This window comes from Arthrobacter sp. P1_H7, from assembly GCF_056405215.1.
Map to the genome: position 1 here is coordinate 62,448 of NZ_JBFUCO010000005.1, position 19,165 is coordinate 81,612.

The 19,165-nt window shown below is 67.4% G+C and carries 14 protein-coding genes, 2 tRNA genes and 1 pseudogene; 12 read left to right on the forward strand and 5 right to left on the reverse strand.

Going from position 1 to position 19,165, the window contains the following annotated elements:
• Nucleotides 1-86: 86 nt before the first annotated feature.
• The 6 genes from AC1DXI_RS06695 to AC1DXI_RS06720 all read left to right on the forward strand — a co-directional run bounded on the left by AC1DXI_RS06695 (nt 87) and on the right by AC1DXI_RS06720 (nt 7,382).
• Entirely contained in the window at nt 87-461 is a 375-nt protein-coding gene (locus AC1DXI_RS06695; protein ID WP_476937965.1) for a DUF1304 family protein, read from the forward strand.
• 25 nt (nt 462-486) lie between these two features.
• Nucleotides 487-1,272, forward strand: a complete 786-nt coding sequence (locus AC1DXI_RS06700; protein WP_476937966.1) for an MBL fold metallo-hydrolase — start codon at nt 487-489, stop codon at nt 1,270-1,272.
• A gap of 10 nt (nt 1,273-1,282) precedes the next feature.
• Complete coding sequence (locus AC1DXI_RS06705; protein WP_026538927.1) at nt 1,283-2,059, forward strand: fumarylacetoacetate hydrolase family protein; 777 nt, start codon at nt 1,283-1,285, stop codon at nt 2,057-2,059.
• Between the two features lie 146 nt (nt 2,060-2,205).
• The gene (gene gltX, locus AC1DXI_RS06710) at nt 2,206-3,741 is read left to right on the forward strand and encodes a glutamate--tRNA ligase (RefSeq protein WP_476937967.1); all 1,536 of its coding nucleotides are present in this window, start codon (nt 2,206-2,208) and stop codon (nt 3,739-3,741) included.
• 1 nt (nt 3,742) lies between these two features.
• On the forward strand, nt 3,743-4,465 hold the full coding sequence (locus AC1DXI_RS06715; RefSeq protein WP_476937968.1) for an HAD family hydrolase: 723 nt from the start codon (nt 3,743-3,745) through the stop codon (nt 4,463-4,465).
• 178 nt (nt 4,466-4,643) lie between these two features.
• Nucleotides 4,644-7,382 (forward strand): sialate O-acetylesterase, encoded by a 2,739-nt coding sequence (locus AC1DXI_RS06720; protein ID WP_476937969.1) that lies wholly within the window; start codon nt 4,644-4,646, stop codon nt 7,380-7,382.
• A gap of 222 nt (nt 7,383-7,604) precedes the next feature.
• Here the strand turns inward: AC1DXI_RS06720 and AC1DXI_RS06725 are convergent.
• Nucleotides 7,605-8,651: pseudogene (locus AC1DXI_RS06725) on the reverse strand (IS110 family transposase).
• A gap of 419 nt (nt 8,652-9,070) precedes the next feature.
• Between AC1DXI_RS06725 and AC1DXI_RS06730 the strand changes: the two are divergent.
• The 4 genes from AC1DXI_RS06730 (at nt 9,071) to AC1DXI_RS06745 (ending at nt 12,939) form a co-directional block, all read left to right on the forward strand.
• A tRNA-Gln gene (locus AC1DXI_RS06730) sits at nt 9,071-9,142 on the forward strand.
• Nucleotides 9,143-9,271: 129 nt separating this feature from the next.
• Nucleotides 9,272-9,344: transfer RNA gene (locus tag AC1DXI_RS06735), tRNA-Glu, on the forward strand.
• Between the two features lie 158 nt (nt 9,345-9,502).
• On the forward strand, nt 9,503-11,275 hold the full coding sequence (locus AC1DXI_RS06740; protein ID WP_476938116.1) for a dynamin family protein: 1,773 nt from the start codon (nt 9,503-9,505) through the stop codon (nt 11,273-11,275).
• Nucleotides 11,272-12,939 carry a GTPase gene (locus AC1DXI_RS06745; RefSeq protein WP_476937970.1) on the forward strand — a complete coding sequence of 556 codons (1,668 nt, stop codon included), beginning with the start codon at nt 11,272-11,274 and terminating at the stop codon, nt 12,937-12,939. The genes AC1DXI_RS06740 and AC1DXI_RS06745 overlap by 4 nt, the downstream gene beginning before the upstream one ends.
• 34 nt (nt 12,940-12,973) lie before the next feature.
• Here the strand turns inward: AC1DXI_RS06745 and AC1DXI_RS06750 are convergent, their stop codons facing one another.
• Both AC1DXI_RS06750 and AC1DXI_RS06755 read right to left on the reverse strand, forming a co-directional pair.
• Nucleotides 12,974-13,510, reverse strand: a complete 537-nt coding sequence (locus tag AC1DXI_RS06750) for a DUF1697 domain-containing protein (RefSeq protein ID WP_476937971.1) — start codon at nt 13,508-13,510, stop codon at nt 12,974-12,976.
• Between the two features lie 13 nt (nt 13,511-13,523).
• Nucleotides 13,524-14,243 carry an IclR family transcriptional regulator gene (locus tag AC1DXI_RS06755; protein WP_026266447.1) on the reverse strand — a complete coding sequence of 240 codons (720 nt, stop codon included), beginning with the start codon at nt 14,241-14,243 and terminating at the stop codon, nt 13,524-13,526.
• A gap of 130 nt (nt 14,244-14,373) precedes the next feature.
• On the opposite strand from AC1DXI_RS06755, the gene leuC reads away from it, so the two are divergent.
• Both leuC and leuD read left to right on the forward strand, forming a co-directional pair.
• Nucleotides 14,374-15,828: a 3-isopropylmalate dehydratase large subunit gene (gene leuC, locus AC1DXI_RS06760; RefSeq protein WP_476937972.1), complete on the forward strand. Its 1,455-nt coding sequence runs from the start codon at nt 14,374-14,376 to the stop codon at nt 15,826-15,828.
• A gap of 103 nt (nt 15,829-15,931) precedes the next feature.
• The gene (leuD, locus tag AC1DXI_RS06765) at nt 15,932-16,534 is read left to right on the forward strand and encodes a 3-isopropylmalate dehydratase small subunit (protein WP_476937973.1); all 603 of its coding nucleotides are present in this window, start codon (nt 15,932-15,934) and stop codon (nt 16,532-16,534) included.
• A 163-nt stretch (nt 16,535-16,697) separates the two neighbouring features.
• Here leuD and AC1DXI_RS06770 read toward each other — a convergent pair whose 3' ends face one another.
• Both AC1DXI_RS06770 and AC1DXI_RS06775 read right to left on the reverse strand, forming a co-directional pair.
• Nucleotides 16,698-18,239, reverse strand: coding sequence for an HNH endonuclease (locus tag AC1DXI_RS06770; RefSeq protein ID WP_476937974.1), 1,542 nt, complete (start codon nt 18,237-18,239; stop codon nt 16,698-16,700).
• An 82-nt stretch (nt 18,240-18,321) separates the two neighbouring features.
• Nucleotides 18,322-18,987 (reverse strand): hypothetical protein, encoded by a 666-nt coding sequence (locus tag AC1DXI_RS06775; protein WP_476937975.1) that lies wholly within the window; start codon nt 18,985-18,987, stop codon nt 18,322-18,324.
• Between the last annotated feature and the right edge of the window lie 178 nt (nt 18,988-19,165).

Consider the following 19,165-nt stretch of genomic DNA (forward strand, 5'->3'; position numbering starts at 1 on the left):
TCCGGCGAGGGCCGCCGTCGGCGTCCGGGCGCGTCACGGTCCGGAAGCCCCTGTTCCCGCAGCACCGCCGGGGCCACACTGGGCCCATGACTGGACCGATACAGGTATTGGGTGTCGTCTTCGGGGTGGTCCTGCTTGCCGTCGGGATCCTCGAGTCCTTTTTCTACCGCGACCAGCGCTTCCACCGCCTCTTCCTGATCAAACCCGAAGACGTCGCGGCCGTGAGGATGTGGACCTTCAACCTGGGTTTCTACAACATGATCTGGGGTGTTGGCGCGATCGCCGGCGCCGTTATGCTGACTTCGGCGGAGGCCGCGGCCGGGCGCGCGCTCCTGCTGTTCACCGCCGTGGGCCACGTGCTACTTGGCATCATCCTGGTCCTATCCGAGCGTCGGCTCTGGGCCAGCGCCATCGCGGAGGCGCTGCTGCCCGCGGTGATTGTGGTCCTGCTGCTCCTTTGAGCGCCGCCGGTGGGAAGATGGAAGGGTGATCCCTGACGATGCCCGCGCCCTGGTCCGAAGCACGGAGTTGACCAGGTTCCGCCTTGCCCCGAACCCCGGCCCTATGAGCCTGCACGGCACCAACTCCTACGTGGTGGCGGCCCCCGGCTCGAACGGGGTCGTCGTGGTGGACCCCGGACCGCTCGACGAGGAGCACCTGCGGGAACTGACCCAGTACGGCGCCGTTGAACTGATCCTTATTACGCACCGCCATGCCGACCACACCGCCGCCGCGGCCCGTTTCGCCGAACTCACGGGTGCTCCCGTCCGAGCCGCGGACCCCGCGCATTGCCACGGGGGAGAACCGCTCCGGGAGGGCGAAGTGGTGCACGCCGCCGGGGTGGAAATCCGGGTGCTCGCGACGCCGGGCCACACCTCCGACTCGGTCTGCTTCCATCTGCCGGCCGACGGCGCCCACGGCGCAGTCCTCACCGGCGACACAATCCTGGGCGTCGGCACCACCGTCCTGGACTACCCCGACGGCAAGCTGGGGGACTACCTCGACTCCTTGGACCGGCTGGAACGCCTGGGCCCGGCCACCGTCCTGCCCGCCCACGGCCCGATGCTGCCGGCGCTCGACAGCATCGTGCGTGCCTACCGTGACCACCGGCAGGACCGCCTCGCGCAGATTCGCGCCGCCCTCACGCAGCTCGGGGCCGGAGCCGGCGTGGAGGAAGTGGCGGAAGCTGTTTACGCCGCAGTCGACCCCGCGGTGCGGCCCGCGGCCGAACTCTCGGTCGCCGCGCAGCTGGAGTATCTTCGCGGACGGTAGGCTGGGAACCATGCGTATCGCCCGGTTTGTAGTCGATTCTGATCCCCTCTACGGCATCGTGGAAGGTGAGCCCGGCAGTGAGGAAGTCACTGTCATCAAGGGCGACCCCTTCTTCCACGGCGTGGAACGAACCCCCATGAAGCACAAGCTGGAGGACGTCCGCCTGCTGGCTCCGATCATCCCGCGCAGCAAGGTGATCGGCGTTGGCCGCAACTTCGCCGAGCACGCCCGGGAACTCGGCAACGAGGTCCCGGCGCAGCCCCTGCTGTTCCTCAAACCCAACACGTCCGTGATCGGGCCCAACGATCCCATTGTCCTTCCGGAGTTCTCCGAGGACGTCTCCTTCGAGGCCGAGCTGTGCGTCGTCATTGGCCGGATCTGCAAGGACGTGCCCGAGGACCGGGTGGATGACGTGATCTTCGGCTACACCTGCGGCAACGACCTCACCGCCCGCGACGTCCAGAAGACGGACCTGCAGTGGGCCCGGGCCAAGGGCTTCGACACCTCGGCCCCGCTCGGGCCGTGGATCGAGACTGAGCTCGACACCGAGGACCTGCAGATCCAGGGCCGGCTCAATGGCGAACTGCGCCAGGACGGCAGCACGAACCAGATGATCCGCGGCGTCCGGGAGCTCGTCTCCATCGTCTCGCAGGCCTTCACCCTGCTGCCCGGCGACGTCATCATGACCGGTACCCCGGCCGGCGTCGGCGCCGTGCAGGCAGGCGACCGCTATGAGGTCGAGATCGAGGGCATCGGACGGCTCTCCAACCCGGTGGTCCGCCGCTAGAACCTTCCGCCGGGAAGAACCCGCGCCTTTTTCGGACAGCCGCACCGTGGATCTGGACTAGTTCAGATCCACGGTGCGGCTGTCTGTCTTGGTGGCGGAATTCCGGGCGGGTGGCGCTGGGAGAGATTGGTAATGTTGGTACCACTATGACTACTGCTTCCGCGGCCGACGCCGTTTCCAGCTCCGCCCTTGCTGCCTCCACCGGTGAAGTCACCGCTGACACCCCGGTCCGTGTCCGGTTCTGCCCGTCACCCACGGGCACCCCGCACGTCGGCCTGATCCGCACCGCCCTGTTCAACTGGGCCCACGCCCGGCACACGAAGGGCACCTTTGTGTTCCGGATCGAGGACACGGACGCGGCCCGCGACTCGGAGGAGAGCTATCAGCAGCTGCTCGAGGCCCTCAAATGGCTCGGCATCACCTGGGAAGAGGGCGTGGAAGTCGGCGGCCCGCACGAGCCCTACCGCCAGTCACAGCGGCTGGACCTCTATAAGGACGTCGTGGCCAAGCTGATCGACGCCGGCTACGCCTACGAGTGCTACTCCTCGCCGGAGGAAGTCGAGGCCCGCCACCGCGCCGCCGGCCGCGACCCCAAGCTCGGCTACGACAACTTCGACCGCGAACTCTCCGAGGACCAGCTCGCCGCGTTCAAGGCCGAGGGCCGCCAGCCCGTGCTGCGCGTCCGGATGCCCGACGAGGACGTCACGTTCACGGACATGGTCCGCGGCGAGATCACCTTTAAAGCCGGCAGCATCCCGGACTACGTCATTGTCCGCGCCGACGGTTCCCCGCTCTACACGCTGGTCAACCCGGTGGACGACGCTCTCATGGGCATCACCCACGTGCTCCGCGGCGAGGACCTGCTTTCCTCCACGCCCCGCCAGGTGGTGCTGATCCAGGCGCTGATGGACGTCGGCGTCGCCAGCTACATGCCGGTCTTCGGCCACCTGCCGTACGTCATGGGCGAGGGCAACAAGAAGCTCTCCAAGCGCGACCCCCAGTCCAACCTGTTCCTGCTCCGGGACCGCGGCTTCATCCCCGAAGGCCTGCTGAACTACCTGTCCCTGCTCGGCTGGAGCCTCTCCGCCGACGAGGACATTTTCACCGTGGACCAGCTGATCGAGCACTTCGACGTCAATGACGTGCTGGCCAACCCGGCGCGCTTCGACATCAAGAAGGCCGAAGCCATCAACGGCACCCACATCCGCATGCTCGGCGCTGAGGACTTCCGCGGCCGCCTGGTGCCCTACCTGCAGGCCGCCGGCTTCGTCGGGGAGAGCCTCACGAAGCGCGAGGAGGAGATCCTGTCCGAGGCCGCACCGCTGATCCAGGAACGCATCTCGCTGCTGGGCGAGGCCCCAGAAATGATCGCGTTCCTGTTCAAGGCCGACGACGCCATCGACGTCGCCGACGACGCCCGCAAGGGCCTGCCGGAGAACCTCACCGAGGTGCTCGACGCCGCCCTGGCCGCCCTCGAGCCCGTTGCCGACTGGACGGCCGAGAACATCCAGGCCGCCCTGAAGGAAGCCCTCGTGGAAGGCCTCGGCGTCAAGCCGCGCCTGGCCTTCGGCCCGGTCCGCACGGCCGTCTCGGGCCGGCGGATCTCCCCGCCGCTGTTCGAGTCCATGGTCATCCTGGGCAAGGATTCATCCCTGGCCCGCCTGCGCGCCTTCCGCGGCTGACATGCTGGCGGCAGGCCTTGGCGGCGGCGCAGTCCAGGGGGTTCTGTTCGACATTGACGACACCCTCGTGGACCTCGAATTCGCCATGACGACGGCCCTCCGCGACGTCAGCGAGCACCTCCTGCCCGGCCTGGACGAGGCCGGGTGGGAGAGGTTCGGGCGGATCTTCACCCGCGAGACCACCCACTTCTACGACCGCTACCTGGCCGGCGAGATCAGCTTCAATGAACAGCGCCTGCTCCGCGGCCGGGCGGCACTGGGGTACTTCGGCGTCGAACTTGCCGACGGCGAACAGGCCCATCACTGGGTGAGCTCCTACGCGAGCCGCCAACACGGCTACATCCGGGCGTTTGACGACGTCGGACCCCTGCTGGACGCCCTGGACGCCGCCGGCATTCCCTACGGGGCCGTGAGCAACAACGTCCACGACTACCAGCGCGTGAAGCTGGACGCGGCCGGGCTGGCACGGATTACCGTTCTGGTCGGCACCGACACCGTCGGCGCCGCAAAGCCGGACCCGGCCATCTACCTCGAGGGTGTCCGGCGGATCGGTACCGGCCCCGGCCAAACGCTGTACGTCGGGGACAACCGGCTGCTCGACGCGGAAGGCTCGACGGCGGCCGGCCTCCTCGGCGTCTGGCTGAACCGCGGCGGGGAACCGGCCCGGGGCTTCCTGGGCCGCGAGGTGGGCTCCCTGCTGGACCTGCTGGCGCAGTTGGCCTAGATGCCATGTGCGGGACCCGGCGCCGGGAACGGTGCCCTTGGCTGTGCGGCACGGTTCCTTGGGGAAAAGCCGCTGCGTTTCCAGAAATTGTCCACACAATGTAGTATGCCAGGGACTTTAAATATGATTAAGTCAATAGCGGGACGGGCGGGCACGCCCAACAACGGATGGGGGATCCGTGTTTAAGGTTATCGCCAAAAATCTTCGAGGGTTCGTGATCGGCCTTGCGGTGGTCGGACTGATGCTGGCAGGTGTCGCGCCCGCGCAAGCACTGAAGTCCGTCAAGGTCTTACACGTCTTCCTGGCGGCAGGCCAGTCGAATATGTCCGGCCGTGGGCTTCCAGTAGGTGGCCCGCCGGACGCGCCGGATCCGCGGATCTTCCAGTACGGCGCAAAGGAGCGCACTTTGCGGGCCGCGACGGTCCCATTGGACATGCATGACACGGCCACTGGGCTCTCGCCCGCTACCGCCATGGCCCGGAATTACCTGAAAACCCAGCCCGACAATGTCGGGGTGCTCATCATTCCCGCCGCGCACGGCCAGACCGGATTCACTTATGCCCCGGCCACACTCACCTGGACTCTCGGCGCGGCCTCTGCTCCGGAGTTCGATCTTCCCACCTTGGCCGTCAATCAGGCTCTCGAGGGAATCGCGGCGGCGAGGGCGGCCGGCTACATTGTTGAGCTCAAAGGCATCCTGTGGCACCAGGGCGAAAACAACTCGGGGATGTCCACGGTGGCATACAGCGCAAAACTGGATCAGCTGATCGCCTTCTTCCGGACATCGCTCGCTGTGCCGGAACTACCGTTCGTGGTCGGGCGCATGTCACCGGAGGGAATCGCGGCGTCACCGGGTCGGATTAACGTGGACACGAGCCACCAGGACACTCCCGCCCGTGTTCCCTACACAGGATTCGCGCCCTCCATGGTCGGCGGAGTATATGCGAACGACACGACTCATTTCTCCAGGGTCGGGGTGGAGTATCTGGGGGAAACGTACCTTTCCGCTTTCTGGCAGGCGTCGCACATTAGCGTGATTCCAGTCAGCGCCGGAGAGGTTGCGATCAGCGGGGCGGCGAAAGTGGGGTCGATACTGACCGCGGTGCCGGGGGGTTGGAAACCCGAGGATGTTTCGCTGGCTTATCAGTGGTATCGCTCGGACGTCGCGATCAGCGGAGCCGCCGGCCCCACGTACGCTCCTGGAGTTGCTGATCTGGGTGGAACGATCTCGGTGACGGTGACCGGCTCCAAGGCGGGCTACACATCTGTTTCGAGGACTTCTGCCGACACGAGCGCGGTCGCCAACGGCACCCTCACGCCCGCGGTTCCCGTCATTCTGGGCACCGCGCAGGTTGGGTCCGCGCTCACTGCGGTTCCCGGTGTGTGGGGTCCTGGAAAGGTCGCCCTGGCTTATCAGTGGTACCGGTCGCAGGTCGCAATTACAGGTGCAACGAGTGCCATCTACACTCCCGTGGCTGCTGATGCGGGCCGAACGATTACGGTGAAAGTCACAGGCTCCCAGCCGGGCTACACGTCCMTRTCGAAGACTTCGGCCGGCACAAGCCTGATCGCCAACGGAACCCTCACACCCTCGGTTCCATTGATTCAGGGCACCGCGMAGGTGGGGTCCACACTCACTGCGGTACCTGGCACGTGGGGTCCGGGAACTGTCACGCTGGCTTATCAGTGGTACCGGTCACAGATCGCAATTACAGGTGCCACCGGCGCCACCTACACTCCCGAGGCAGCTGATGCGGGCCGAACGATTACGGTGAAAGTCACAGGCTCCCAGCCGGGCTACACGTCCCTGTCGAAGACTTCGGCCGGCACAAGCCTGATCGCCAACGGARCCCTCACACCCTCGGTTCCATTGATTCAGGGCACCGCGCAGGTGGGGTCCACGCTTACGGCGGTGCCGGGTGTATGGGGTCCGGGAACTGTCACGCTGGCTTATCAGTGGTACCGGTCGCACGTCGCGATCGTCGGTGCCACCAGCGCCATGTACAGTCCCCGGGCCGCCGATGTGGGTGGCACGATCTCGGTGACGGTCACCGGCTCCCAGGCGGGCTACACGTCCCTGTCGAAGACTTCGTTGGGCACAGGCCAGGTCTCTAAGGGCACACTGGACACTTCCGTTCCCTTGATTCAGGGCACCGCGCAGGTTGGGTCCAAGCTCGCAGCGGTGACGGGCGTTTGGGGTCCTGGAACTGTCACGCTGGCCTATCAGTGGTACCGGTCGCAGGTCGCGATCGTTGGAGCCACCGGTGCAACCTACAGTCCCGGCGCGAGTGATGTCGGGCAAACGATTACGGTAAAGGTCACAGGCTCCCAGGCGGGCTACACGTCGGCTTCGAAGACTTCGTTGGGCACAGGCCAGGTCTCTAAGGGCACACTGGACACTTCCGTTCCCTTGATTCAGGGCACCGCGCAGGTTGGGTCCAAGCTCGCAGCGGTGACGGGCGTGTGGGGTCCTGGAACTGTCACGCTGGCCTATCAGTGGTACCGGTCGCAGGTCGCGATCGTTGGAGCCACCGGTGCAACCTACAGTCCCGGCGCGAGTGATGTCGGGCAAACCATTACGGTAAAGGTCACAGGCTCCCAAACGGGCTACACGTCTGCTTTAAAGACGTCGGCCGGCACAAGCCTGGTCGCTAAAGGCATCCTCACCGCTCCGGTGCCCTCGATTCGGGGCACCGTGATGGTGGGGTCCACGCTCATGGCCGTGACGGGAGTGTGGGGACCTGGCACTGTCACGCTGAAGTATCAGTGGTACCGCTCGCACGTCGCGATTGTCGGAGCCACCGGTGCCACGTACACGGCCCGTACCAGTGACGCGGGACGAACGATCACGGTGAAGGTCACGGGCTTCAAGGCGGGCTACACGTCCGTTTCGAAGACGTCGGCCGGAATATCCTAAATCGCCCGATAGGGCTGGCCGCCGACCGTCCGGCGCGACTTCTCTGTGCCTGCCCGGCCGAGCTGTATTGCATCTGCAAGCGGACCACCGCTAATGCCCAAGCGGTCCTTTGTGTCGTGCAACTAACACCGCAAGGTAATCCAGACCTTCAGGCAGAGGACCAGCGGAGGGGTTGGCTGGAGACTGTACGCGTGCCGGTCCGGGGGTGTCCCTGTGCTTTGGTCAAGCGGCTTGGGGAGTCTTTTCCTGGTAGAGGGTTCCGTTTTGAGCATGGCGAAGATGACGTCGCAGCGGCGCCGGGCGAGGCAGATGACGGCGGCGTTGTGTTTCGTGCCTTGGGTGCGTTCCCGGTCGTAGTAGGCCTTGGACGCCGGGTCGTGGCAGGGGGGATCCAGGCCGGATCGGAAGAGCGCGTTCTTGAGTTGTTTGTTGCCGGAGCGGGCAGGGAATTCGCCGCGGAGGGAGGTGCCGGAGCGGCGGGTGACGGGTGCGATGCCGGCGTAGGCGGCGAGATGGCCGGAGGTGCGGAAACTGCTCGCGTCGCCGATGGTCAGGAGTACCGTCGCGGCGGTCTTGATGCCGACTCCCGGCATGGACATCAAGACCGTGGAAAGAGGGAAGTCATCGAGGAGCTTTTCGACTTCGGCGGCGACGATGGTGCGTTGGTGTTTGACTTCCTTGATCTGGGCGGCAACGCGGGGATGACGAGTTCGACGGCTCTGGTTCCGGTGACGGTCACGGTCTGCTCTCCGAGCGCGGTGAAGATGGGCGTCGATGAGGACCCCCGGGTCTTTGCGGCTGTGGTTGCGGGGCCCAGCGCAGCACGTTCGACTGTCCTGCGGCGCGCAGCCCGGTCGGGCCGGCGTATTTGACCAGCAGGTCCAGGACGAGGGGACGGGTAAAGACGGTGCCGGGAAAGGCGCGTTCCAGGGCCGGGAAGATCTGCAGCAGCAGGGACCGCAGCCGGTTGATGGCACGGGTGCATTCGTGGGTCAGGTCGGCATTGACCCCGGCGAGTACCTTCAGCGCGGAGAGGACCTCGCTGTCCCGGTCCACGGCCACGGGCAAGGCGCCGATGGTGTTCGGCTGGTCCACGACCATCAGCACCTTCCCGTGCTGCTGCAGCGTCGTGAAGAGCTCCCGCAGCCGGGCTTCATCCTGGGGGAGCGGTTTATCAAACAGGCGTTCGCCGGCGCGGTTCAGCGCGGTGGCATGGTGTTCGCTTTTGCCGACATCGAGTCCGCAGTAGACGTCGAATCCCTGGTCCATGCCGGCGCTCCTTTGCACCCCTATATGGCCGCAGTCACGACACACGCTGCCGGCACCCACGTTACGAAGGGACCTGGACCCGCTGGGCCGGCCTTGTCCCTATCATCGGTCAACAAGTGCCTCCGGACCCGGCGACAACACGCCCGGATCATCAGTGACAGGGCAGGAAAGTCATACCGGGTCCAGCGACCATGCCCCCGGCACTCGGGACCCAATAAATGTGACGGGCAGGTGCCGGATTCGCTGCGGTTTCCGGGGCGAACCGTCCTCGTACGGCCACATATGGAACTTTCGCCGGGGCACGCGACACCTCCCGACAGCCGATTTGTGTAAGTGAAAAGTCTCGGGTAAAGTAATTACTCGTGCTGAGGCGCCGGGAGCGAGGGTTTAGGCCCAAACATCCGGAGCGAAAGTGCCTTTGGGATATGGTGTAATTGGCAACACTACGGTTTCTGGTACCGTCATTCTAGGTTCGAGTCCTGGTATCCCAGCTCTGAAGTTCCGCGGGTTTCCGCTGAAATTCGGAAGTTTTGAATCGGCTGGTTCGATTTGAAACGGCGGCCAAATGTATGAAACAATCATTTGGCTTGAATGGCACAAATGCTGTTCAGGAAGTACGCGGCCCCATCGTATAGCGGCCTAGTACGCTGCCCTCTCACGGCGGTAACGCGGGTTCGAATCCCGCTGGGGTCACAATGGAAACGGTCCCGGGCATCAGCCCGGGGCCGTTTTTCGTTTCCCGGAATTGCTGGGCTGCCGGCCGCCGTCGATAGGCGGCGGCTGGCCGGGGGCGCCGACTCCCGATGCATGGCGCCTTGGTCCCGCGGAGCGGTGCCCGCAGTAACCCCGTCCTGAACTGGCATGATGATGCTGTGAGCTCCCATGAAACCGGCCCCGAGGCCGCAACCGGCGTGGCCCTCCTTGAAGCAGTGCGGCAGGACCTGGCGGCCATCCGGCTGCCGCTCGCGCTGCCCGGGACGGACCACACGCGCCTGGAGCTCCGGAGTGCCGTGGCTCAACTTGATGACTACATCCTGCCCCGGTACCGCAGCCTCGATGCGCCACTGCTGGCCGTGGTGGGCGGTTCCACCGGGGCGGGGAAATCCACCCTGGTCAACGCGTTGGTGGGCCACCCCGTCACTCGGGCCGGTGCGATCCGCCCCACAACCCGCCAGCCCATCCTGCTGCACCATCCCGCCGACGCCGCCTGGTTTGAGGGCCAGCGGGTGCTGCCGGCCCTGGGCCGCATCCGGGGTGCCCTCGTGGATGGCACGGCGCCGGCCCCAGCTGATCCGGCGTTGGATTCCGGCCCGGTGACCTCCCTGGTCCTGGTCTCCGACTCCGCGGTCCCGCCCGGAATCGCCCTGGTGGACGCGCCCGACGTCGACTCCATTTCCGAGAACAACCGCCAGCTGGCCGGACAGTTACTTGCCGCCGCCGACCTCTGGGTGTTTGTCACCACCGCCAACCGCTACGCCGACGCCGTGCCTTGGCGCCTACTCCTGGATGCGGCCTCCCGCGACATCATGGTGGCAGTGGTCCTGGACCGGGTGCCGCCAGCGGCGGAAGCGGAAATTAGCGCGGATCTGCAGGCCATGCTCAGCCGGGAAGGCCTGGGTGCAGCCCAACTGTTCGTGGTGCCGGAACTGTCGCTGGATGCCGCAGGGATGCTTCCGGCAGAGGCCGTCGAGCCACTGCGCGTTTGGCTCGGGAAGCTGGCGGGGGACGCCGCCGGACGGGCCGGAATTGCCCGGCGCACCCTCAACGGCACCCTCCTCGCACTCGCCCACCGCGTCGACGCGGCGGAGCAGGCGCTGTCCGAACAGCAGCACGCAGCCGATGTTCTCGCAGCCGACGCCCGCAATGCCTATGACGACGCCGTGGCCAGGATCCTTGAGGCCACCCGCGACGGCGCACTGCTGCGCGGCGAAGTGCTGGCGCGCTGGCAGGACTTCGTCGGGACCGGGGAGTTCTTCCGCGCCATGGAACAGAACATCGGGCGCTTCCGGGACCGCGTGGGCGCGTTCGTCCGGGGTGAACCGGCGCCCGCGGTCAGGGTGGAAACCGCGATCGAAACGGGACTGCAGGCCGTCATTGTCGATCAAGCCGCCAAGGCCGCGGAGCACACCGACCAGCGGTGGCGTTCAGACCCTGCCGGCAGGCAGTTGCTGGGCACCGGCGATCTTTCCGGTGCGTCCGAGGGCTTCGCGGACGCTGTGGCGGCCGAGATCCGGGCTTGGCAGGGGAGCCTGATGGAACTCATCCGCACCGAAGGCCAGGGCAAGCGCACCCAGGCCCGCTGGTTGTCCTTCGGCATCAACGGCCTCGGCGCTGCACTGATGATCGTCGTGTTCTCCATGACCGCGGGCCTGACCGGGCTTGAGATCGGAGTCGCCGGCGGCACCGCCGTCGTGGGGCAGCGCCTCCTGGAGGCAGTATTCGGGGAGGACGCCGTCCGCCGGCTCGCCCGGACCGCGCGCGAAAACCTGCATCTGCGGTGCCAGGGCCTCCTGGCCGCGGAGTGCCAGCGGTTCTTGACCCTGCTGGAGGTCGACGGCGGCGTGCCGCCGTCAGCGATTGCAGGACATGCGGCAGCACTGCGCCGGCTGGCGGCCACGTCATGAGCCGTCATGGCGCCGCCCGCGAGGCGTCCCAGCTCGATCGCAGGCTGGAAGCGCTCGACAGCGCCAGGGAGCTTGCGTCCGGAGTCCTCCCGGAGCAGACCTTGGCCGGTGTCCTGCAGGTGCTCGACCGCGCGAGTTCGCGGCGGTCGCTGTCCGGAGACCACACGGTGGTTGGGTTTTTTGGTGCCACCGGCAGCGGCAAGTCATCGCTCTTCAATGCCGTAAGCGGCGAGGAGGTCGCGACGGCGGCCGTGCGCCGGCCGACCACCACCGAGCCGCTGGCTGGCATTTGGGGCGTCCAGGGCAGCGATCCGCTGCTGGATTGGCTGGAGGTCCACAAGCGCCACGCTGCGGCGCCCATCAAGGGGTTCGCCGACGACGACACCGGGCTGATCCTTCTGGACCTGCCGGACTTTGACTCGACCAGGGCCGCCAACCGGGAGATTGTGCAGCGGATGGTGGGGCTCGTGGACGTCCTCGTCTGGGTCCTCGATCCGCAGAAATACGCCGACGCCGCCGTGCACAACGACTTCCTGGCGCCGCTGTCCTCGCACGGGGCCGTGACGATCGTTGTGCTCAACCAGATCGACAGGCTCCCGGACCACGAGGTCCGGCCGGTCCTGGAATCCCTCACAGCTATCCTGGCGCGTGACGGGCTGGGCAAAGTGCAGGTCCTCGGGGCTTCCGCGGTGCTGGGAACGGGGGTGGACAAGGTGCGGGCCGCGATCCGTGAGGTGGCGATGCAGCGGCAGGCGATGTCACAGCGACTTGCGGCAGATGTCACGCACGCCGCCGCCCGGCTGGCCGAGGCGTCCGGCTTGTCCACGGGTGGCATGAAGCCCGCTGGGCGGGGGACGGCGGCCGGCACGACGGCGGCCGGCACGACCGCCGCGTCCAAGGCCCGGCTGGCGGGGGAGTTGGCCGTGGCCGCCAATGTGCCGCTGGTGGTCGACGCCGTAGCCCGGTCCTACCGGCTGGAAGCAACCCGGCGCACGGGCTGGCCGGTGACCCGCTGGCTGGCCAGGTTCCGGCCGGATCCGCTGCGGCGTCTGAACTTGCGCAGCGAGGGCGCCAAGCCTGAGCTGAACCGGACGTCGCTGCCTCCTGCGGGGGCGCCGGAGCAGGCGCGGGCCGATGCCGCCGTCAGGGAATTCGCTGATGCGGCGTCCGCCGGTGCCCCCGGGCCGTGGCGGGCGGCCATCCGCGGCGCCGCGCGGGAAGGAAGCGGCCGGCTGCCGGACGCCCTGGACCAGGCGATTGCCTCCACAGACCTGTCCGCTGGCAGGAAGTCCTGGTGGTGGGGTGTGTTCAATGCGGTTCAGTGGCTCGCCCTGGTGACGGCCCTGGCCGGGTTCGCGTGGCTGGGAGTCCTGGCTGCGCTCGGCTACCTGCAACTGCCAGTGCCGGAGGTCCCGCGGGTCCAGGGCTGGCCGGTTCCTACGGTGATGATCGCCGGGGGAGTGCTGCTGGGCATCGTCCTGGCGATTGGGGCGCGGTTCATTTCCGGAGCCGCGGCGGCGTCACGGAGTGCCGTGGCACGGAAGCGCCTGACCGCCGCCGTCGCCGCCGTCTCGGAGGCACTTGTCGTGGCGCCCGTGGAACGTGAGGTCGGCCGCCTGGCGACATTCACCGCTGCGCTGAAGGCCGCCGCGGGGCGGCAGTGAGCCATCCGTGCGGGGCCGCCCGGCGAGAGCCCGCCTAAATCCCGGCCGCGGCGTCGCGGACCTTGATCATGGTGCGGAGGTTGCGCGTGGTGGTGGCAGCCTTGTACTTCGCCTTCGAGGAGAGCTTGCTGAAAGGGCTGTCCAGGGTGCCGCCGGCGGGGGCGAGCCAGGCCAGGGCTTCCGGGCCCAGCCGGGTAAGCTCGGCCCCGTCCAAGGCACTGCCTGACTCGAAGAGCTCCGAGAGCACCGCCTCGTCAGAGGCGAGCGTCAGGTACGTATGGGTGGAGGCGTCGTCGGCCGGGTAGGGGCACGCGTCGACCAGCGTTGCCACGCGGTCCGCGGTCAGCACCACCACCCAGGCGTCGTAGCCGAAAGATTCCCTCAGGCACGTCTCAAATTCCTGCTTCACGCCGGCGGGATCCAGCTCGCTGGCCAGCACGACATTCCCGCTGGCCAGCAGGGTCAGGACGCCCGAAAACGGCCGCGACTTCAGGGCGTTCTTGAGATCGGCCATCTTGATATTGATGCCGCCCACGTTGATGCCCCGCAGGAAGACTGCATAGCTGTTCATGGGCACAGCATACTTAGTCGTTGGTCTTGCGCAGGGCTTCTGTCAGGACACGGCCGGCATTGCAGACCACTTCGGCGTGCAGCCGCCCCGGCTGGCGGGTCAGGCGCTCAATCGGGCCGGAGATGGACACCGCGGCAATCACGCGGCCGGACGGCCCGCGGACGGGGGCGGAAACGGAGGCGACACCGGGCTCGCGTTCGCCGAGGCTCTGGCCCCAGCCCCGGCGTCGTACTCCCGCCAGGACGGTGGGGGTGAAGCGGGCGGACTGGAGGCCTTCCAGGAGGCGGTCGTGGTCCTCCCAGGCCAGCAGCACCTGGGCGGCGGAGCCGGCCTTCATGGACAGCTGGGTGCCGACGGGGATGGTGTCGCGCAGCCCGATCGGGCGTTCGGCGGAGGCCACGCAGACGCGCCAGTCACCCTGGCGGCGGAAGATCTGGGCGCTTTCGCCGGTGGCGTCGCGCAGCTGCATGAGCACGGGGCCGGCGGAGGCGATGAGGCGGTCCTCGCCGGCGGCGGAGGCCAGTTCCACAAGACGGCTCCCGAGCACGAAGCGGCCCTGGATATCGCGGCTCACGAGCCTGTGGTGCACCAGCGCGAGAGCCAGCCGGTGCACGGTGGGCCGGGCCAGTCCCGTGGCCGCCACCAGCTGCGCCAGGGTGGTGGGGCCGGCCTCAAGTGCGTCAAGCACATGGGCCGCTTTATCGATGACACCGACTCCACTAGAATTGTCCATGTAATGATATTGACGTCTCATTATCTGAGATGCAAGTCAACGCGCTGGCGTATTACTTGGCTGTGCTGGTTCAGTGGAAGAGATAGTCCGTCGGAACGCACAATACTTACCGCAGTGAAGGGAGCAGGCCGTGGCAAAGACACTGGCCGAGAAAGTCTGGGACGCGCACGTTGTGCGCAAGGGGGACGGCGAAGGAGCCAACGCCCAGCCGGATCTCCTCTTCATTGACCTCCACCTGGTGCACGAGGTGACGTCGCCGCAGGCCTTTGAAGGCCTGCGGCTCGCCGGCCGCAAGCTGCGCCGGCCGGACCTCACCATGGCCACCGAGGACCACAACACTCCCACGCTGGATATCGACAAGCCAATTGCCGATCTCACCAGCCGGACCCAGATCCAGACCCTGCGCAACAACTGCCAGGAGTTCGGCGTCCGCCTGCACTCCCTCGGCGACGCCGAGCAGGGAATCGTGCACGTGGTGGGCCCCCAGCTGGGCCTCACGCAGCCCGGCATGACCGTGGTCTGCGGCGACTCGCACACCTCAACCCACGGCGCCTTCGGGGCGCTCGCCATGGGCATAGGCACCTCCGAAGTGGAGCACGTCATGGCCACCCAGACGCTGTCCCTGAAGCCGTTCAAGACCATGGCCATCAACGTTGAGGGCACGCTGCGCCCCGGCGTGAGCGCCAAGGACATCATCCTGGCCGTCATCGCCAAGATCGGCACCGGCGGCGGGCAGGGCTACGTGCTGGAATACCGCGGCTCCGCCATCCGTGCGCTGTCCATGGAAGCCCGGATGACCATCTGCAACATGTCCATCGAGGCCGGCGCCCGTGCCGGGCTGGTGGCTCCGGACCAGACCACGTACGACTACATGCACGGCCGCCCGCATGCGCCCGAGGGCGCCGACTGGGATGCCGCCGTCGAATACTGGAATACGCTGCACACCGACGACGACGCAGCGTTCGACGTCGAGGTGGACCTCGACGCCGACACCCTGGAACCGTTCGTGACGTGGGGAACCAACCCGGGCCAGGGCGTGTCCCTGTCCGCAAAGGTGCCCTCGCCGGATGACTTCGGCGATGAAAACGCCAAAGCCGCCGCCGAACGCGCCCTGCAGTACATGGGCCTCGAGGCGGGCACCCCGATGAAGGACATCCGGGTGGACACGGTGTTCCTGGGCTCCTGCACGAACTCCCGGATGGAGGACCTCCGGGCCGCCGCCGACATCATCCGGGGCCGTACCAAGGACCCGGCCGTGCGGATGCTGGTGGTGCCCGGCTCCGCCCGCGTCCGGCTCGAGGCTGAAGCCGAGGGCCTGGACAAGGTCTTCAAGGACTTTGGTGCCGAATGGCGTTTTGCCGGTTGCTCCATGTGCCTGGGCATGAACCCGGACCAGCTGGAGGTGGGGGAGCGCTGCGCCTCCACGTCCAACCGCAACTTCGAGGGGCGCCAGGGCAAGGGTGGCCGCACCCACCTCGTCTCGCCGGTTGTCGCTGCGGCGACGGCGGTCCGCGGCACCCTGAGTTCGCCGTCGGATCTGGACCCTGCTCCGGAGTCCGCGGCGGTCCGAGTCGACGCCGCGTAGTTTCCGCCGCGTAGTCACCGACTTCCCCGCCCAGATCCGAAGCCTCGATCCACACAGCCTCGATCCACACAGCCTCGATCCACACAGTCCCGAAGGATCCGCCATGGAAAAGTTCACCAGTCACACCGGAATCGGTGTCCCGTTGCGCCAGAGCAACGTCGACACGGATCAGATCATCCCCGCCGTGTACCTCAAGCGCATCACGCGTACCGGCTTCGAGGACGCCCTCTTCGCCGCGTGGCGCAAGGACCCGTCCTTCATCCTGAACCAGGCACCGTTCAACGCAGGATCCGTTCTGGTGGCCGGCCCCGACTTCGGCACGGGTTCCTCCCGCGAGCACGCCGTCTGGGCGCTGAAGGACTTCGGCTTCAAGACGGTCCTGTCCTCCCGCTTTGCCGACATCTTCCGGGGCAACTCCGGCAAGCAGGGCCTGCTCGCCGCGGAAGTTGCCCAGGACGATATCGAGCTCATTTGGAAAGAACTCGAAAACGCCCCGGGCACCGAGGTGACGGTGGACCTCGTGTCCAAGACCGTGCAGTGCGGCAACATTGTGGCGCCGTTCGAGATTGACGACTACACACGGTGGCGCCTCCTCGAGGGCCTGGACGACATCGGGCTGACCCTGAAGCACGAACCCGATATCACCGCGTACGAGGCCACCCGGCCCTCCTTCAAGCCCAAGACGCTGCCTGCCCGGTTGTCGTAATGTTCCAGACCTGAGACTTCTGGGGCATGGGCCGGGGGCTCCGGGGTGGCGAGCAAGGGCCCAGCGATGCGCCTGGCAATGACGTGCCGTCGTCGAGTTGAAAGACTCGACGGCGGCACTCGTGTTTGTGTGGTGCTCGTGTTTTGTTCGGCACTCACCGCGCTCAGGCCGCCGCGACGGCAACGCGTTTGCGGCTCTTGAGGGCCTTCGCCCGAACCCGGATCAGGTGAAGCTGGCGGGGCCCTGGCTGATCTGTGGCTGATGGGCGAAGCGGTGTCCCCGGCAGGGGTGGTGCGGTGGAGTGGTAGGTGTGGCCGGTGGGGGTGCTGAGTTCGATGGTGTGCCGTAAACCGGGTGCGGGGCGTGCTTTCCAGCCGGGGGTTTCTTTGGTGTGGTTGCAGGCTTCGCAGAGGCCGGCGGCGTTGTCTGTGGTGGTCGGGCCGCCGGTGTGCCAGGGAATGATGTGGTCCAGGTGGCGGATCGGTGCGTCGCAGTAGGGGGTGCGGCAGGTGTCGTCCCTGGTTTGGATGAAGCGGCGCAAGCCGGGCGGGAAGATCCGGGCGCGGGAGTCCATGGCGATGAGCTCTCCGGTGCCGGGGTGGGTGTAGAGCCGGCGGAGCCAGAGCCGGAACGCGCGGCCATCGGCTCTTCCGGCGCTGCCGCCCGGGTGAGGGGGACCACCGCGCCCCGGGGGACTCCCGCCGTCGCCGCCGTGTGCCCTGCCCGGCGCCGGGTTGATGAGGGTGCGGGCCCAGCCGGCGGGGACGGTGCCGTAGCCGGGGAGCCGGGCCGGTTCGGAGTCGGCCTGGAACAGGGTGCGGTCGGTCATGATGACCTGGATTTCGACGCCGCTGATCCCGCCGGCGGTGCCGGTGGTGCGGTCGACCAGGGCATCGGCCATCAGCTGCCCGCGGCCCCTCGGGTCCCCGGCCGCGTGGAGGGTGTCGGCGTGCCCGCTCAGCGCCTTGTAGACGGCGACGCCGGCGGCCACGGGCAGCAGGGCGGTCAGGTGGCACATGGTGTCGGGGGCCGGTCGGAGGCTGACGTGCCGTTCGGATACGGCGTGCGCGGCGCGCTGGGTCACGGAGCGCGGATCACGCCGGCAAGCGGCGGCCCGGGCCGCGGCGACCAGGGACCGGTCACCGGCCCCGGCGAACGTCCCGGCGTCGGCGGCGAGTTCGGCGTCGACGGCGGCCCGGTCCGCGGCGGTCAGGCACGCGGTTTCGCGCACCAAAAGGGTGGCGCGCCATTCGTTGAGCTGCCCGGCCTGCAGCGCGGCGAGGGTGTGGGGCATTTCGGTCACGAGGGCTTTGGCCAGGCCCAGGAGCCGGCCGCCCCGGGCGGGGGATTCGCGCCGGGCGAGGGCGAGCTGAGCGCCGATCCCGGCGCCCAACTTCTCCACGGGAATTCCGGCGGCGGCCTGTTCGCGGCGCTGGAGCAGGTCGAAGGCCACGGCAAGCCGGGCCTGTTCCGCGGACGCGGCGGACTTCAGGTCTTCCAGTTCCCGGATCCGGTCAATGATCCCGGCACTGTCCGTGCCCGGGCCGACGGCAGCCAGCAGGCCCGCCACGTCCGAGACGGCCGTGTCCACGGGGGCCGGTCCGGCGCCCAGCAGGCCGGCCGCGGCGGCAAAGGATCGGGCGCGGCCGAGGCCGCCGTCGCCGTGTCCCGCCGGAACCACTTCGGGCCCCTGATTGCCGTCCATGAACCCAGTGTTTCAGGGACCCCTGACAATAATGGCCGCAGGGTTCCGCCCCGGGTGCCAACTGCCGGCGGCGGCCAATTCGTTAGCGAATGATGGCGGCTGTCGGTGCGGACGTCTTGGAGGCGGTTGCGTATCCGGTCTTCCGGCCAGTTACTCGGACTGTGATCGACTTTCCGACGTCGCTGGCCGTGAGCTTGTAGGTCGGTGAGGTGGCTCCGGTGGTGGCGACACCTGATCGATACCAGTGGTAGGTGAGTGCCACCGGCGCCGGTGACCAGGTTCCCGGGACGGCGGTGAGGCTGCCGCCGACCTTGGCTGTTCCCGACACCGTGGGGGCGGGTATTGCTGAAAGAGTGGGCAGAGATGCCGTGACGTTGAGGGTGGCGAGATGCTGGAAGCCGGTGGATCGGTTTCCGCGGGTGTCGGTCAGGGGGAAGAGTTTTACGGTCCAGGCCCCGGTGGCGGAGCCTTTGGGGATGGTCACGGACTGCTGCCAGGTGCCGTCGCGGGTGGTGCCGGAGACCAGGGTCATGGCGCCGAAGCCCTGGCTCTGTCCGGTGGCGTCGTGGCTGATGACCAGGAAGGGGGTGTCGACCGCGGTCCGGTCGGTCAGCCGGACGGCGACTTTGACGGTGGCCGGTCCGGTGGCGATGTTCAGGGACTTGGGTGTGACGGTGGAGCTGACCAGGACAGGCCCGGTCATATCCGAGGCAGCGCTGGCGGCAGGCGCCATTGCAAGAGAAAGCATTGTGAAGATCGTCAGACAAAGGGTCAGAACGGTATTTCTTGATTTCAGGTTGGTGATCACCAACGGTCCCCAAGGCTTGTGCGGCCCGTTGGCCGCAGTGAATGGGTCCGCGAGCGGCGGACCTCGTGATTGTAGCGGGCGCCACCCACACCGAAGGCTCCGGCACGCCTCCCGCGCC